The organism is Citrobacter sp. GW821-FHT07H02 (assembly GCF_059418505.1).
In genome coordinates this window covers 22,076-38,042 of the sequence record NZ_JBWKPZ010000009.1, presented here as the reverse complement: position 1 = coordinate 38,042, position 15,967 = coordinate 22,076, and the positions used below count along the sequence as shown (strand labels likewise).

12 protein-coding genes are annotated in these 15,967 nt (G+C 51.2%); 6 read left to right on the top strand and 6 right to left on the bottom strand.

Going from position 1 to position 15,967, the window contains the following annotated elements; translation table 11 throughout:
- Positions 1-306: 306 nt before the first annotated feature.
- The gene (nifJ, locus tag AC07NP_RS11390) at positions 307-3,831 is read right to left on the bottom strand and encodes a pyruvate:ferredoxin (flavodoxin) oxidoreductase (protein WP_494660544.1); all 3,525 of its coding nucleotides are present in this window, start codon (positions 3,829-3,831) and stop codon (positions 307-309) included.
- A gap of 276 nt (positions 3,832-4,107) precedes the next feature.
- On the opposite strand from nifJ, the gene AC07NP_RS11385 reads away from it, so the two are divergent.
- Positions 4,108-4,374 carry a putative hemolysin gene (locus tag AC07NP_RS11385; protein WP_203361091.1) on the top strand — a complete coding sequence of 89 codons (267 nt, stop codon included), beginning with the start codon at positions 4,108-4,110 and terminating at the stop codon, positions 4,372-4,374.
- Positions 4,375-4,385: 11 nt separating this feature from the next.
- On the opposite strand, the gene hslJ is transcribed toward AC07NP_RS11385, so the two are convergent.
- The 3 genes from hslJ to AC07NP_RS11370 form a co-directional block, all read right to left on the bottom strand.
- The gene (gene hslJ / locus AC07NP_RS11380; protein WP_192612319.1) at positions 4,386-4,808 is read right to left on the bottom strand and encodes a heat shock protein HslJ; all 423 of its coding nucleotides are present in this window, start codon (positions 4,806-4,808) and stop codon (positions 4,386-4,388) included.
- Between the two features lie 112 nt (positions 4,809-4,920).
- Positions 4,921-5,910, bottom strand: coding sequence for a 2-hydroxyacid dehydrogenase (locus AC07NP_RS11375; protein ID WP_203361092.1), 990 nt, complete (start codon positions 5,908-5,910; stop codon positions 4,921-4,923).
- Positions 5,911-6,176: 266 nt separating this feature from the next.
- A complete protein-coding gene (locus AC07NP_RS11370; RefSeq protein ID WP_494660543.1) occupies positions 6,177-7,541 on the bottom strand; it encodes a sensor domain-containing diguanylate cyclase in 1,365 nt (454 codons plus the stop codon).
- A gap of 730 nt (positions 7,542-8,271) precedes the next feature.
- Between AC07NP_RS11370 and AC07NP_RS11365 the strand changes: the two genes are divergently transcribed.
- Genes AC07NP_RS11365 through AC07NP_RS11355 form a run of 3 tightly spaced genes read left to right on the top strand, consistent with a single transcriptional unit; the run spans position 8,272 to position 11,430 of the window.
- On the top strand, positions 8,272-10,911 hold the full coding sequence (locus tag AC07NP_RS11365) for a YdbH family protein (protein WP_494660542.1): 2,640 nt from the start codon (positions 8,272-8,274) through the stop codon (positions 10,909-10,911).
- Positions 10,908-11,099, top strand: a complete 192-nt coding sequence (locus tag AC07NP_RS11360; RefSeq protein WP_203361095.1) for a YnbE family lipoprotein — start codon at positions 10,908-10,910, stop codon at positions 11,097-11,099. The genes AC07NP_RS11365 and AC07NP_RS11360 overlap by 4 nt, the downstream gene beginning before the upstream one ends.
- Positions 11,100-11,106: 7 nt before the next feature.
- Entirely contained in the window at positions 11,107-11,430 is a 324-nt protein-coding gene (locus AC07NP_RS11355) for a YdbL family probable chaperone protein (protein ID WP_494660541.1), read from the top strand.
- Here the strand turns inward: AC07NP_RS11355 and feaR are convergent, their stop codons facing one another.
- Positions 11,431-12,339, bottom strand: a complete 909-nt coding sequence (gene feaR, locus AC07NP_RS11350; RefSeq protein WP_494660540.1) for a transcriptional regulator FeaR — start codon at positions 12,337-12,339, stop codon at positions 11,431-11,433.
- 235 nt (positions 12,340-12,574) lie between these two features.
- Here feaR and AC07NP_RS11345 point away from each other — a divergent pair, with 235 nt between their 5' ends.
- Positions 12,575-14,074 carry an aldehyde dehydrogenase family protein gene (locus AC07NP_RS11345; protein WP_494660539.1) on the top strand — a complete coding sequence of 500 codons (1,500 nt, stop codon included), beginning with the start codon at positions 12,575-12,577 and terminating at the stop codon, positions 14,072-14,074.
- A gap of 41 nt (positions 14,075-14,115) precedes the next feature.
- On the opposite strand, the gene AC07NP_RS11340 is transcribed toward AC07NP_RS11345, so the two are convergent.
- Positions 14,116-15,012, bottom strand: a complete 897-nt coding sequence (locus AC07NP_RS11340) for a LysR family transcriptional regulator (protein WP_494660538.1) — start codon at positions 15,010-15,012, stop codon at positions 14,116-14,118.
- 160 nt (positions 15,013-15,172) lie between these two features.
- Between AC07NP_RS11340 and AC07NP_RS11335 the strand changes: the two genes are divergently transcribed.
- Positions 15,173-15,883: an HAD family hydrolase gene (locus AC07NP_RS11335; protein ID WP_494660537.1), complete on the top strand. Its 711-nt coding sequence runs from the start codon at positions 15,173-15,175 to the stop codon at positions 15,881-15,883.
- Positions 15,884-15,967 lie beyond the last annotated feature (84 nt).

Here is a 15,967-nt window from a genome sequence, read left to right as displayed (position 1 = left end):
TGCTAAATGAGAAGTTCCGTAAATCGATAAGTATGAATTGTTACGTGTTAAGTAAAATCTTAAATAAATAATTCAGCTGAAATGATGATAATTTCTATGAATGTATTGGGGTGATATATACAAAATAAAAATTATACAAGCGAAACTTGTTGCGATATTCTGCGCGGGTTATATGCCTTTATTGTCACTTTTTGCTTTTTTCGTTGGCCATTGCGATGGGTATTTATTTCCCAGCGAATAAATTGACAAGCCCGAACGATTGTTCGGGCTTTTTTTTATCTGAAAGCTAATTTTTTACTTTCAGGATCACTCCGTATCACTCTTTTCTGCCTTCCCGGCTAATTGGGCAAGGAAGTCATAGCGTTTTTGCAGATCCGCTGCGGCATCTTTCCACAACTGCTCGGCCACTTCCGGCTGTTGGGTATTCAGGCGACGGAAGCGCTGCTCGTTGAGCAACGTCTCGGCCAGCGCGTCTGACGGCGGGCGAGAATCCAACGCCAGCGGTCGTTTACCTTCATCGGCCCGACGTGGGTCAAAGCGATACAGTGGCCAGAAGCCGGTCGCGGTTAGCTGACGCATCTGCTCGTGACTTAACGCCAGGTCGTAGCCATGCTCTTCGCAGGGGCTGTAGGCAATGATCAGCGACGGTCCCGGATAAGATTCGGCTTCCTGAATCGCCTTCACCGTCTGGTTCAGTTGCGCGCCCAATGAAATCTGTGCGACATAAACATGACCGTACATCATCATACTGACGCCCAAATCTTTACGTGCCTTACGTTTCCCGTGCTCGCCAAATTTAGTCACTGCGCCCAGAGGTGTCGCTTTTGACGCTTGCCCACCGGTATTGGAGTAACACTGGGTATCCAGCACCAGAATATTGACGTTTTCGGTCAGGCTTAATACATGGTCAAGACCGCCAAAGCCAATATCATAGGCCCATCCGTCACCGCCGATAAGCCAGATTGATTTTTCTACCAGCGCATCGGCATCGGTTAACAGCTCACGCGCAGCGTCTACATCTTTAAGATGCAGGCGTAAAGCGGCGACCTGTTCGCGGCGCACTTCCGGCGTTGCATCGGCATGCAGCGCATCATTTAATTCTGCGGGGATCTGCTCTGCAAACTGTTCCAGCAGGCGCAAAACGCGTACCCGGTGTTGATCCACCGTCAGACGGAAGCCCAGGCCAAACTCGGCGTTGTCTTCAAACAATGAGTTCGCCCATGCAGGCCCGCGACCATGAATGTCGGTGGTGTAAGGCGTTGAGGGCAGGTTGCCGCCATAGATTGAAGAACAACCGGTGGCGTTGGCGATCAACATTCTGTCGCCGTACAACTGCGTCAGCAGTTTGATATACGGCGTCTCACCGCAGCCGGAACAGGCACCGGAATACTCGAACAGCGGCGTAATAAGCTGCGAGGTACGGATATCGATACGCTCCAGTTTGCTGCGATCAATCTCCGGCAGGCTGAGGAAGAAGTCATAATTTATTTTCTCCTCTTCAACGTGCTCAAGGCGCGACATCATGTTGATGGCCTTGATATCCGGATTTTGACGATCTTTCGCCGGGCAAACTTCAACACACAAATTACACCCGGTGCAGTCTTCAGGCGCAACCTGCAGAACGTATTTCTGACCGCGCATATCGCGTGATTTCACATCCAGCGAATGCAGACTGGCCGGCGCGTTTTCCAGGGCCTCAGGTGACACCACTTTGGCGCGGATGGCCGAGTGAGGGCAGGCGGCGACGCAGTGGTTACACTGTGTACACAGCTCTTCTTTCCAGATGGGGATCTCTTCAGCGATGTTGCGTTTTTCCCAACGGGTGGTGCCCATCGGCCAGGTGCCATCCGGCGGCAGCGCGGAAACGGGCAGGGCATCGCCAAGACCGGCGAGCATCGCGGCGGTGACGGTTTTAACAAAATCAGGCGCGGCATCGGAAACGACCGGAGGACGATTCGCACTGCGCGGATCCACCGCCTGCAGGGGAACTTCGGCGACCGACTCACGGGCCAGCGCCAGAGCCTGCCAGTTACGCTCGACCAAATCCTGGCCTTTACTGCTGTAGCTTTTCGCAATTGCGCCCTGCAATTCCGCCAGCGCACTGTCGCCCGGTAAAATTTGCGTCAGATGGAAGAACGCCATCTGCATGACGGTGTTGATACGCGCAGCCAGACCGCATTCACGGGCAATTTTGACGGCATTGATCACGTAAAAACGGGCTTTTTTCTGGTTAAGCACCGCCTGCACTTCCTGCGGTAGCCGCGACCATACCTCATCGGCGTGGTAGGGGGTGTTAAGCAGGAAAATACCGCCCGGTTTGAGACGCTCTGCCATTTGATATTTATCGATAAACTGCACCTGGTGACAGCCGACGAAATCCGCCTGGGACACCAGATACGCAGAGCGGATCGGCTGCTCGCTCACCCGCAGGTGAGAAACGGTCAGGCCACCCGCTTTTTTGGAGTCGTAGACAAAATACCCCTGCGCATACCACGGCGTTGAGTTACCGATAATCTTGATATTATTTTTGGTTGCTGAAACGCTACCGTCGCTGCCTAAACCATAAAACAGCGCTTCGAGTTTTGCGCTGCCGGGAAGGGTGTTCTCAGGCAAGTGAAGTGACAGATTGGTCACATCATCATAAATACCTACCGTAAAACGCGGTTTCGGTTTAGCGCTGTTCAGTTCGTTAAAGACAGCCAGTACACAGTCCGGGCCAAACTCTTTTGAAGAGAGACCATAACGACCACCGATGACGCGCGGTAAGGTTTCGCGCTCACCGGCATTGAAGGCTTCGGCCAGGGCCGTCATGACATCCAGATACAACGGTTCCGCCTGCGCGCCAGGTTCTTTGGTGCGATCCAGCACGGCAACGACACGTGCGGATTCCGGTAAAGCCTGCAGTAAATGGCGAGCGGAGAAGGGGCGATACAGGCGGACTTTCAGCACGCCGACTTTTTCGCCGCGTGTAAGCAACTCATCCACGACCTCTTCACAGGTGCCGATCGCGGAGCCCATCAGAATGATGACGCGTTCGGCCTGCGGGTGACCGTAGTACTCAAACGGTTTGTACTGACGCCCGGTGGCGGCGGCGAAGTCATCCATCGCCTGTTCAACGTGGTCGTAAACGGCGTTATACCACGGGTTGGTCGCCTCGCGAGACTGGAAATAAGTGTCCGGGTTGGCTGACGTACCACGGATCACCGGATGCTCCGGATTCAGTGCGCGGGCGCGGTGCGCATCAATTTCAGCCTGCGGCATCAGGTTGAGGATCGTGTCATCGGCCAGCGGGACAATTTTATTGATCTCATGTGAGGTACGGAAACCATCAAAGAAATGAATAAACGGCACGCGGCTTTTCAGGGTAGCAATGTGCGAAATCAGCGCAAAATCCTGGGCTTCCTGAACGCTGCTGGCACACAGCAGGGCGCAACCGGTCTGGCGAACGGCCATCACGTCGGAATGGTCGCCGAAAATAGACAGCGCGTGTGTGGCGAGGGTACGGGCAGCAACATGGAGGACAAACGGGGTAAGCTGACCCGCCAGCTTGTACAGCGTCGGGATCATCAGCAGCAGACCCTGCGAGGACGTAAACGAGGTAGACAATGCCCCGGTCTGTAATGCGCCGTGAACAGTGGCGATTGCGCCGCCTTCCGACTGCATTTCTACGACGCGCGGGGTGTCCCCCCACACGTTTTTAAGCCCGTCTCCGGCCCAGGCATCTGCCAGCTCAGCCATTGTTGAACTTGGCGTAATCGGGTAGATGGCGATAACTTCACTGGTACGGAATGCGACTGAAGCAACCGCGCCATTACCGTCAATAGTAATCATATGACACCCTTACATTGCGCAAAATAAAGAGACGCGCGAAACATCGGCGAGTCCTGTAGTTATCCTCTAATTTTAGCAAACTCCGTCGGGCCGCATTTTCGCTTTTGTGTCCATGCATTAAAAAGAATGAAGTGTTTGATCAAACAGACGCGAAAAAAATTGCCAGAAAATGTAACCAGGGCGCATAAATGCGCACATTGCCTCTCGACGCCGCAGATTCCGCTGCCTATTATTTATGGCGGTGTTGTCCTGGGTAAATTTTTAGAGGGGAGAGAAATGCGCGCAGCATTTTTGGTGGGGTGTGCCGCCTTATTATTGTCGGCCTGCAGTAGTGAACCTGTTCAGCAGGCAACGGCAGCGCATGTGACGCCCGGTTTAAGAGCGGCAATGTCCAGCTCTGGTGAGGCTAGTTGCGCCATGATTGGCGGTTCGCTCTCAGTAGCTCGCCAGCTTGATGGCTCGGCCATCGGCATGTGCGCATTACCCAACGGCAAACGCTGTAGTGAACAGTCGCTCGCCGCCGGGAGCTGCGGCAGCTATTAATTGCAGCCGATTTACTGCACTAAATCTGACAGTTTATACGTTAACGTCTGTTCCGCCGTCGCCAGTGTCAACTGGTTGGCGGTTAAGTCTACCTGCGCGCCTTTCCTGAGCATGGTGCTGATGGTGTTATCCAGTTCGTTTAACTGCGGATCGGCACACATCATGCGCGTCATCGCCATCTCTTTCACTTTCAGTTCGCCGTCAGACAGTTTGCCTTCGCCGGAGAAGCGATTACACATTTTTCCCGAAACCGTCATTTTTTCACCAAAACTGAGTTCCGGGGGATTTTTACTGGCGGGGAACGGCTTGCCGTTAACGCTCTCAAGAACAAAACGGTGGTGCTGAAGCTGATCGCTGTTAACGGACACTTTGCTGTTACTCACACAACCAGCCATTAGCATGCTGAGTGCAACCAGCGTGACGATTTTTTGCATGATGGTTCTCTACATTCGATAATGGGGAATATTTACCATAATAATAATATGGTCAGATAAATCATTGGTGATTATCTGAAAATGCTCCCCTGACGGCAGGGGAGCGAAAAGGTTAGAACAGTGCGTTCGGGCAGGTTTCGCCGTTGGAAAGTTGATTCAGGTTCTGTAACGTCGTTTCAGAAATGCTGATCAACGCTTCAGCCGTCAGGAAGGCCTGATGTCCCGTGAACAGCACGTTATGGCAGGCTGAAAGGCGACGGAAAACGTCATCCTGAATCACATCATTCGATTTGTCTTCAAAGAACAGATCGCGTTCGTTCTCGTAAACGTCCATCCCCAGTGAACCAATTTTCTGGTTTTTCAACGCGTCGATTGCCGCCTGGGAATCGATCAGCGCGCCACGACTGGTGTTAATGACCATCACGCCATTTTTCATTTGATCAAATGCAGCGTGGTTGAGCAAATGGTAGTTCTCCGGCGTTAACGGACAGTGCAGGGAGATCACGTCCGATTCGGCAAACAGCGTGGGCAGGTCGACGTACTCGACGCCCAGTTCAAGGGCTGCTGCGCTGGGATAGGGATCAAACGCCAGCAGACGCATGCCAAACCCTTTCAGAATACGCAGCGTGGCAACGCCAATTTTCCCCGTACCGATTACCCCGGCGGTTTTACCGTGCATCGTAAAACCGGTCAGACCTTCCAGAGAGAAGTTCGCATCACGGGTGCGCTGATAAGCGCGGTGGATACGACGGTTGAGCGTCATCATCATGCCTATCGCATGTTCAGCCACGGCTTCAGGAGAATAGGCCGGGACACGCACAACCTGCAGCCCCAGTTCTTTTGCCGCATCCAGATCCACATTATTGAACCCGGCACAACGCAAGGCGATGTACTTAACGCCATGCTTTTTTAGCTCTTCCAGCACCGGACGGCTGCCGTCATCGTTAACAAAAATACACACCGCTTCGCAGCCATACGCCGTTTTTGCTGTTTTTTCGGTCAGCAGAAAGTCAAAAAATTCAAGTTCAAAACCAAATTCCTCGTTAACCTGCTGCAAGTACTTCTTGTCGTACTGTTTAGTGCTATAGATAGCGAGTTTCATAAGACTTTCTCCAGTGATAATGGCTTCACATTAACATGATTAAAATTATCTTACAAAATCTAAAAAGTAATTGATAGACATAGACATAATGAATAATTCTAGAGCATCTGTAGTCCATGCACGTAGCTCATTAAAATCAGATCGCGTTCTTTACTTTCGACACCCAGAGAAAGCGCCACAGGCATTCGTTGATGTGATTCGGGTTGTTGACGGAGGGGGAAGGTGAGCCTCCATTCAGGAGAATGGAGGCTGTGGCAAATTAACTATCACACGGTGCTTTGCGACATCAGGGCCTGGGGAAAGACGACAGCCTGATTGCGCCCCTGGTTTTTTGCCATATAGAGTGCGCGATCTGCCCAATCAGCGAGTTGCTCGGCAGCCACCGCACAATCAACCGAAGAAACGATCCCCAGGCTGACAGTGATGGTTCGTGGGAAATCACCGTTCGTTGTTGCGGGGGTTGCCTGCTCTATCTGTTTTCGCATCCTTTCGGCAATATTTTGCGCACTTTCTGAATCACAGTCAGGGAGTAGAATCGCAAACTCCTCCCCCCCAATTCTGGCAACGATATCGCGCTCCCGAACCAGATTTACCATTAATTCTGCAAGTTTGATAATGACTCTGTCTCCCTGCAAATGCCCCCACGTATCATTCACTGATTTGAAATGATCAATATCGCAAAAAATGATACTGAGTGGCTTTTGTGGGTGAACACTTTTGATTTCATGGCTTAGCGAATTATAAAAAAATCCGCGATTAAACAGGCGGGTCATGGGATCGCGAACTGAATTCTCGTACGAAAGCTCATAGGCCTGGCGTGACGCTTTAAAGCGATGGAATATATCGGACATTAATACGGTCATCACCGCCATTGAACTCAGGCATTCCACTCCCCGGGCCAGATACCAGCCAGCTGAGTTCATATAGGAATATTTAAATAACGTAGTAAAAATCAGTAGGTTGCTCAACGCCACGAGAGACATGCTAAGCCAGAACTGGTTTTTTAGTTGAGTCAGGCTGAGGATAAAGTACACGATACCTACCCAAAGTGAGATAAAAAAGCAGATAACCAATCCGTGCCAGGGAAATAACCACTCGAAGGTGACAGGATCGATCAGTTGTAAAGACAGTGGCAGTGTATTGGTTGAGTAAAGAACAGCGACTGCCAGATGTAAAATGCACCAGAGAAAAACGGAACAAACAATAACTTTTTGATATTTTTGTTGGTTTTTTTCTTTTTTATATAAATATAGGGCGACGATAAACAAACCGGTGGTGAGCGTTGTTCGCAGAGTATGTAATATAGCAATGTCATTAAAAATGATACTCTTAGGAACTGAATCTGCGAAATAAATGTAGAGTGCAATAAATAAAAGTATCCCTGAACTATGAAACGCGCATGCCAGGGGCAGTAGATGTTTGTTTTTACGGTAGCTTAAATAATTCATTATCATAAAGCTACCTATCTGGATGTACAGGGCACCCGTAAAAGTTGCAATGATTGGGTAGAGAGAAAGCGCGTAATGGTTGTTGTTTAAAGGCGTGAGCCACAGAAGCAAGAATGCACTGATAGATAATAGTGAAAAAAGCGTTATATTATTTTTGTGTTTTGTTTGCAATGAAGTGATCATGATGATGCTCAATAAAAGATATCATAATATTATGTCAATTTTACATATTACATTTTTGATTAAATTTGCTTTTTTTTTCGGACTAAATTAAGTTTGCTATCTGTATAAAAAGATGCTGAGGCATCTGTGGATCGTTTGTTTGTTTTTTTGCCCTTATATATTAAAGCGATACTGAAACCAGACGTGTTCAGAATAACGCCTCCACCACTCGCCGTCGTAGCGTCTTAATCCGCCTTGTACGGTTTACTCCCTTCATAGCGAGTCGGGTAAAGATGAGAGATGGGCTACGTGGTACTCACAGGCAACCGATTCCGGAATGAATGATAAGCAGCCCAAAAAACTGATCGAAGAATACTCCTGCGGCTATATCGCTCAGTGTACATCCCGCGGCGCTTGCGTTGATGTTCACCGTCAATGAGAGAATTGGGGTTCTGGAAAGCGCTTCAGGAATCGCACTTATCTGGCGTCAGATATCCAGATTCTGGGGGTCTCTGGGGGGCTTGTGGGGTATTTGGCAGCAAAATTGCACACTATTGCCGCGAGGGCCTTAAGTGCTATGTACCTGATTAATTAGATATCTTTATGAAAAATCTGTATTCTATAAATACTACATATAATTCAAGAGCATCTATCCTTATTAGTGGCGCCTTGTTCAAGTGAACCATCAAACATGCCACAATACGGGCCTTAACCGGCTATATTTTTCGCTAAATCAGGACATTAACTACCCATGAAGGGTAAATATAAAGCCGTTCTCGCACTACTTCTATTATTGACCCTGATACCGCTGACGTTGATTATGACGCTGGGGTTATGGGTTCCCACACTGGCAGGGATCTGGCTGCCCGTGGGTACGCGTATCGCGTTGGATAAGAGTCCGCGTCTTACGCGTGATGGATTACACATTCCTGAACTGCGCTATCTGGTCGGCGACTGCCAGTTAGCGAAGGTGACCGAGGCCGGGCTTTCTCACCCGAGCCGCTGGCGGTTAAATGTTGGCGCAATCGAGCTTGATTCAGCCTGTCTGGCAAAACTCCCCGAGGCCACACAATCACCGGCTGCACCCAAAACGCTGGCTGAATGGCAGTCGATGCTGCCCAATACCTGGATTAATATCGACAAAATTATCCTTTCGCCCTGGCAGGAGTGGCAGGGGAAACTGTCGGTCTCTCTGACACCCACTCTCCAGCAATTCCGTTATCAGGGCGATAAAGTTACATTCCAGGGTCACCTGCGCGGGCAGACGCTCACCGTCAGTGAACTGGAAGTGTCCGCTTTCGAGCAACAGCCGCCGGTGAAACTGGTTGGGGAGTTCACTCTGCCGCTCGTGCCCGATGGGCTGCCCGTGAGCGGCCATGCCGTGACCACACTTAGTTTGCCGCAAGAACCCTCGTTGGTGGATGCCGAAATTGACTGGCAGGACAACGCCGGTCAACTGGTGGTGATGGCGCGCGATAATCCGGATCCGCTGCTGGATCTCCCCTGGGAAGTGACGCGTCAACAACTCACCATTAGCGATGGGCGCTGGGCGTGGCCGTATCAGGGTTTTCCGCTCAGCGGGCGGATGGGGCTCAAAATAGAGAACTGGCAGGCCGGCCCTGAAAATGCGCTCGTAAGCGGGCGGTTGAACGTGCTGACCCAGGGCGATGCGGGGAAAGGAAACGCGGTGCTGACGTTCGGACCGGGGAAACTCAGCATGGATAACAGTGAGATGCCATTGCAGGTCACCGGGGAAGCGAAACAGGGCGATCTGATTTTCTACGCCATTTTGCCTGCACAACTCACCGGGAGTCTGGCCGCGCCGCAACTGGACTTCGCGCCAGGCGCATTGCTGCGTTCCCGTGGTCGGGTCATCGATTCTCTGGATATTGATGAGATCCGCTGGCCGCTGGCGGGCGTGAAGGTGACGCCGCGTGGGGTCGATGGCCGTTTGCAGGCTATCTTGCGTGCACACGAAAACAAAATGGGCGACTTTGTCCTGCACCTGGATGGCATGGCGAATGACTTTCTTCCGGATGCGGGGCGTTGGCAGTGGCGTTACTGGGGAACGGGCAGTTTTACCCCGATGCATGCCCACTGGGACGTCGCCGGTCGGGGTGAATGGCATGACGAAACGATCACCCTCACCGATCTGTCTACCGGATTTGACCAACTGCAATACGGCACCATGAAGGTGGACAGCCCGCGTCTGATCCTTGAACACCCGGTTGTGTGGGTTCGCGACGCGAAGAAACCCGCCTTTAGCGGCGCATTGTCCTTTGATGCGGGGAAAACAACCTTTACCGGCGGCAGTGTGTTACCGCCTTCAGCGTTGAAATTCAGCGTCGAAGGTCGCGATCCTACTTTTTTCCAATATAAAGGCGATCTGCACGCGGGGGCGATTGGTCCGGTACGGGTGAACGGGCGCTGGGATGGCGTACGTCTGCGCGGGCAGGCCTGGTGGCCAAAGCAGTCACTGACGGTCTTTCAGCCGTTAATACCGCCTGAATGGAAGATGAAATTACGCGAAGGCGAGCTGTATGCGCAGATAGCGTTCTCCGCCGCGCAAGAGCAGGGTTTTGAAGCGGGCGGTCACGGCGTGCTGAAAGGCGGTAGTGCGTGGATGCCTGACAACGAAATCAATGGCGTGGATTTTGTGCTGCCGTTTCGTTTTAGCGCAGGCGTCTGGCAACTGGGTACGCGGGGGCCGGTGTCGTTGCGTATAGCAGAAGTCATCAACCAGGTGACGGCGAAAAATATTACGGCCGACCTGCAGGGGAATTATCCCTGGAGCGAAGAGGATCCTCTGCTGTTAAGCGATGTCAGCGTCGATGTGTTGGGCGGGAAAGTCACCATGCAGCAGTTGCGGATGCCACAGCACGAGCCGGCACTCCTGCGGGTACAGAATATCTCGTCAAGCGAGCTTATCAGCGCGGTCAATCCTAAACAGTTTGCCATGTCCGGTCCGGTGAGCGGTGCGTTACCGCTGTGGTTAAACAATGAAAAATGGATCATCAAAGATGGCTGGCTGACGAATCCTGGCCCCATGACTTTGCGAATTGATAAAGACACTGCCGATGCCGTGGTCAAAGACAATATGGCTGCGGGTGCCGCGATCAACTGGCTACGTTATATGGAAATTGCCCATTCCTGGACGAAAATCAATTTAGATAATCTGGGAGTATTAACCATGCAGGCGACGATTGCAGGCAGCAGTCGCGTTGATGGAAAAGTGGGACGGGTAAATCTGAACTACACCCATGAAGAAAATGTGTTTACGCTCTGGCGCAGTCTGCGTTTTGGCGACAATTTACAGGCATGGCTAGAACAAAATACAGCGTTGCCAGAAACCCATTGCCCGGAAGGCAAGGAATGTGAGGAACCACAATGAAAATGATGACTGCCATGCTGGCGCTGTGTGCCTCTGCGTTAGTGACCGGCTGTACGCCCCGTATTGAAGTTGCCGCGCCGAAGGAACCGATAACCATTAATATGAATGTCAAAATTGAACATGAAATTCATATCAAAGTGGATAAAGACGTGGAAAGCTTACTGAAGTCGCGCAGCGATTTATTCTGAGGTCATGATGAAAAAACAGCTAACACTGACGGTGCTTATTCTGAGTTTGCTGAGCGGCAATGTGATGGCGTTGACTCTCAACGATGCCCGAACCCAGGGGCGCGTCGGGGAAACGTTGAATGGCTATCTGGTCGCGCTGAAAAACGACGCGGAAACGCAAACGCTGGTGAAAAAGATCAATGAGGCGCGCAGCGCCAGCTACCAACAACTGGCCGAAACCAATCATATTCCGGTTGATCAAGTGGCGAAAATGGCAGGGCAAAAACTGGTCGACCGTGCGAAGCCCGGCGAGTATGTTCAGGGCATCAACGGGAAATGGTTGCAAAAATAATCAGCGATAGCGCTTACGGTATTCTCCCGGCGAAATGCCGAAGCGCTGCTTAAACGCCGTCGAAAAATGGCTATGATCTGTAAATCCCCAGGCATAGCCAATACCCGCCAGCTTCTCTTCTCCGTTGGCCGTACGCAGCATTTGGGCGCAAAGATCAAGACGGCGATTTTTAATGTATTGCGCCACCACCAGACCTTTATCCGCGAACATGCGGTATAAACTGCGTACCGACATACCACTCTCGGTGGCGACCCATTCCGGGCGTAGCGTCTCTGACTGAATATGCGCGTCGATCAGCGACAATACATTGCGAAACTGCCGCTCTTTACGCGGCTGCACGGTCTCCTGCTGTTGCAGGACCGGCCGTAACAGACACACTATCGCTTCCAGCGCCGCTTCGCTTTCTGTCTCGCTCATGCCCGTGTTGCTCATGCTTTCCTGCAAAAGTCGGTGACTCAGTTGCACGGTAGGCAGATCCCGCGAGAGCTTTTGCGCACAGCTGACTTCCTGAAAGCGAAAGTGTTGTTCGAGCATCTGCCGTGGCAGCAACAGTGAAACCTGACGGGCTTTTGCCGGCCAGTAAAAAGAGCAGGGGCGCGAGGCGTCAATGAGCGTAATGTCGCCGGTTTCAAGTTCAATCTGGCGATCGTCCTGTTCCATCACGGCCTTACCGTCGAGCTGGAACACGGTATAAAACCAGGCGTCATTGCTGTGCTTAATTTCCTGGCGGGTTCGGAACAGATTTACCCCTCCCACCGTGACCGTGCTTAACTTCAGATTGTTCGCAAAACTGGATTCCAGTTCGCCAACAAATTCTCCCGCCAATGGGCGGGCGGCAAAACTGCCGCAAACCTGATTGATCTGCGCCAGCCACTGTTCGTATTGGTCTTTCTCGCTCACACCAGCCATTTTTATCTCGCTGCCTTATGCATTGTTTTATTTCTGTTGCGTTAATGTTGCAAATAGCAAGGGCGTTGTGGGTGACTATAGGAAATAACGCTCGCCGGGCATAGCGTTTGTAAGGGTTATTCTTGGTATTTGCGGAGCCTGTCACAGCAAACAAAGCGATTGTCACAGAGCAAAAAGCCGGTTTCGTGAAGGCGGCATAGACTGTCTGGACAACCTGCAATACTAAGGAGAATGTATGTCTGATACACAGGTCACCGTCCTCGCAGCGGTACAACACTTTCTGGACAGGCAGCATGGGCTCTGGATTGATGGGCGCCAGACGCCCTCCGATGGCGATAAGCGGCTTAGTCTCTACAACCCGGCCACCGGTGAGGTAATCGGCTCAACGGCAGACGCCAGCATCGCCGATGTCGATCGCGCGGTGATGTCCGGCTGGCGTGCTTTTGTTTCTCGCACCTGGGCAGGAAAATTACCCGCTGAACGTGAGCGAATCCTGCTGCGTTTTGCCGATCTGGTCGAACAGCACAGCGAAGAGCTGGCGCAGCTCGAAACGCTGGAGCAGGGGAAATCGATCGCGATTGCCCGGGCCTTCGAAGTCGGTTGCACGCTGAACTGGATGCGCTATACCTCCGGGTTAACGACCAAAATTGCCGGTAAAACGCTGGACCTTTCGATTCCGCTGCCGCAGGGCGCGCGTTATCAGGCCTGGACGCGCAAAGAGCCGGTGGGGGTGGTCGCCGGGATTGTGCCGTGGAACTTCCCGCTGATGATCGGAATGTGGAAAGTGATGCCTGCGCTGGCGGCAGGATGCTCAATCGTTATCAAACCTTCTGAAACCACGCCGCTCACGTTGCTGCGCGTCGCGGAACTGGCGACAGAAGCGGGGATCCCGGATGGCGTCTTCAACGTGGTAACTGGCAGCGGCGCGGTGTGTGGCGCAGCGTTAACCACCCATCCGCATATCGCGAAAGTCAGCTTTACGGGTTCTACGGCGACGGGTAAAAACATCGCGCGTTCGGCGGCAGACCGGCTGACGGGCGTGACGCTGGAATTAGGCGGTAAAAACCCGGCGATTGTACTGAAAGATGCCGACCCGCAGTGGGTGATTGAAGGTCTGATGACCGGAAGCTTCCTGAATCAGGGACAAGTGTGTGCGGCCAGTTCGCGTATTTACATTGAAGCCCCGCTATTTGACACACTGGTGAGCGGCTTTGAGCAGGCCGTCAAATCGTTGACCATCGGGCCGGGAATGTCGCTACAGGCGCAGATTAACCCGCTGGTTTCCCGGGCGCACTGCGACAAAGTACAGACCTTCCTCGATGATGCCCGTGCCAACCACGCGGAACTTATCTCTGGCGCGACTGTACCGGACGCGAAAGGCTACTACGTGACGCCGACGCTGGTGGTGAACCCGGATGCGAAACTGCGCCTGACGCGAGAAGAAGTTTTCGGCCCGGTCGTTAACCTCGTACGCGTGGCGGATGGCGAAGAAGCGCTTCAACTGGCCAACGATACGGAATACGGTCTGACGGCGAGTGTCTGGACGCAAAATATCAGCAAAGCGCTGGAATACACTGACCGTTTACAGGCTGGAACGGTGTGGGTTAACAGCCATACGCTGATCGATGCCAACCTGCCGTTTGGCGGAATGAAACAGTCCGGTACCGGGCGTGATTTCGGCCCTGACTGGCTGGACGGCTGGTGTGAAACCAAGTCGGTGTGCGTACGTTATTAATCTCTGAACGGGTGCCCGGTAGCGTGTAGTTTACCGGGCACCTAACCCTTTTTGAAGCTGGTATATTCCTCTGCCATTACCATCCTGAGAAAGTCGTCCCGCCAGGTGTTTTTTATTTTTGCATTCCATGCAACGCCGATATGCCATCGAATTTGTTTTTCTGCAGGCTTAATAAGTTTTACTTCCGCTGGCAAAAAGTGCCGGACACTCTCAGGTAAAAAGGCGATTCCGTTCCCACCCGCAACCAATGCTAAAAGCGTCGTCATATCATCCGTTACCGGGACTGGATTCGCATTAAGCTGATTATTTTGCAGGAACAATGCGGTTTGCTCTGCAAGACAAGGACTGGTAGATGGATCTAACTGGAGCAACGAATATGTTGATAGGAGATCCTGAATATTCATAAATTCAATATTACTCTCTGACGGTACCGCGAGAGCGAGTATTTCTTCATGAATAATATGCGAAGACAGACCTTCAGTAACCGGCATTCGAACAAATCCGACATGGAGATTTCCTTCCAGCAGCATCTCCATCTGTACACTGGAGTGAAGTTGATTAATGACCACTTCACATTCAGGAAATTGTTGGCGAAATCGATTTATCCATACGGGAACCTTATGAAAGGACGAAATCCCAAACCCCATTAATAACTTTTCATTATTTTTTATAGTGATTTCTTTGGCATAACTCAGAAAATCAGCATGGGCTTGCAAAAGCGTATTCGCCCTGGGCAAAAGCTGTGTTCCGAATACGGTCAACGTTGCACCGTGGCGGCCGCGCAGGAAAAGCGGTCCACCAGTCAATGTTTCCAGCATCTGTATCTGCTTTGACAGCGCGGGTTGTGTAATAAAAAGTGCTTTCGCAGCATCACTGTAACGACCTTTATTCGCTAACGTAACAAAAGCACGCAACAGTTTTATATCTATTCCTTTCATTTATCGAATCCTGAAAAAATGGAATTATACCCGTACCCATAATGAGCACATGATATCAATCCAGGCTGATCAAGAAATCTGTTCTTTCGTCTCTGATTTTAACAACGTTGTCGCTACAGCCTTATAGAAATAAGTGATACTCCTAATAAGGGATTTATTCATGAATAATTATACAACCAGCATTGTAGCCGTACTATTTGATATGGATGGAGTGCTCATCGATTCAAATGCGGTTATAGAAAGAGCCTGGAGTGAAGCGGCTGAAATGTATGGGAAAACAATTTCCGCAGACGATATGGTCAAACATATTCACGGACAACCCGGTCCCCATACTCTTCAGACGCTTTTTAACGACCTGCCACTGAGCGATCGGCAAAAAGTTCAGGCTCATATTATTCATACTGAAAATACAGCAAACTACGACCCCATCCCTGGCGTGGCAAAACTCATTACAGCATTGCACGCGGCAGGAATTTGCGTTGGCATTGTGACCAGCGGCTGGAGAGAGAAAATTGATCGCGTGATGGACATGCTGCAGATTCAGTCCTGCATTTCAGTTATTGTCGAACGGGATGATGTCACACGGGGAAAGCCATTTCCTGAACCATATCTTCTCGCCGCTAAACGCCTCGCTATTCCAGCCGGGAAAACAATCGTATTTGAAGATTCCAGAAGTGGTGTAACTTCTGCTGTTTCAGCAGGCACTTTTTGCGTTGGAATCGGTAGCGAGGAACTAATTGCCTGCGGTGCCAAACTTGCGATACCTGATTTCACTGGGGTTGACGTCATACCACGACGGGAGGGTGACGTGGCTATTTCATTTTGTCAGGGGCATGTTTTGATAATGGAAAAATTAGCCGCACCGCGCTGAGGTCAAAAAAGGAAAATACAAATGAAAACAGTATTTCCTGTCACATCTTTTTTCTGTTGCCGATAGGGATATCATTTCAGGGCT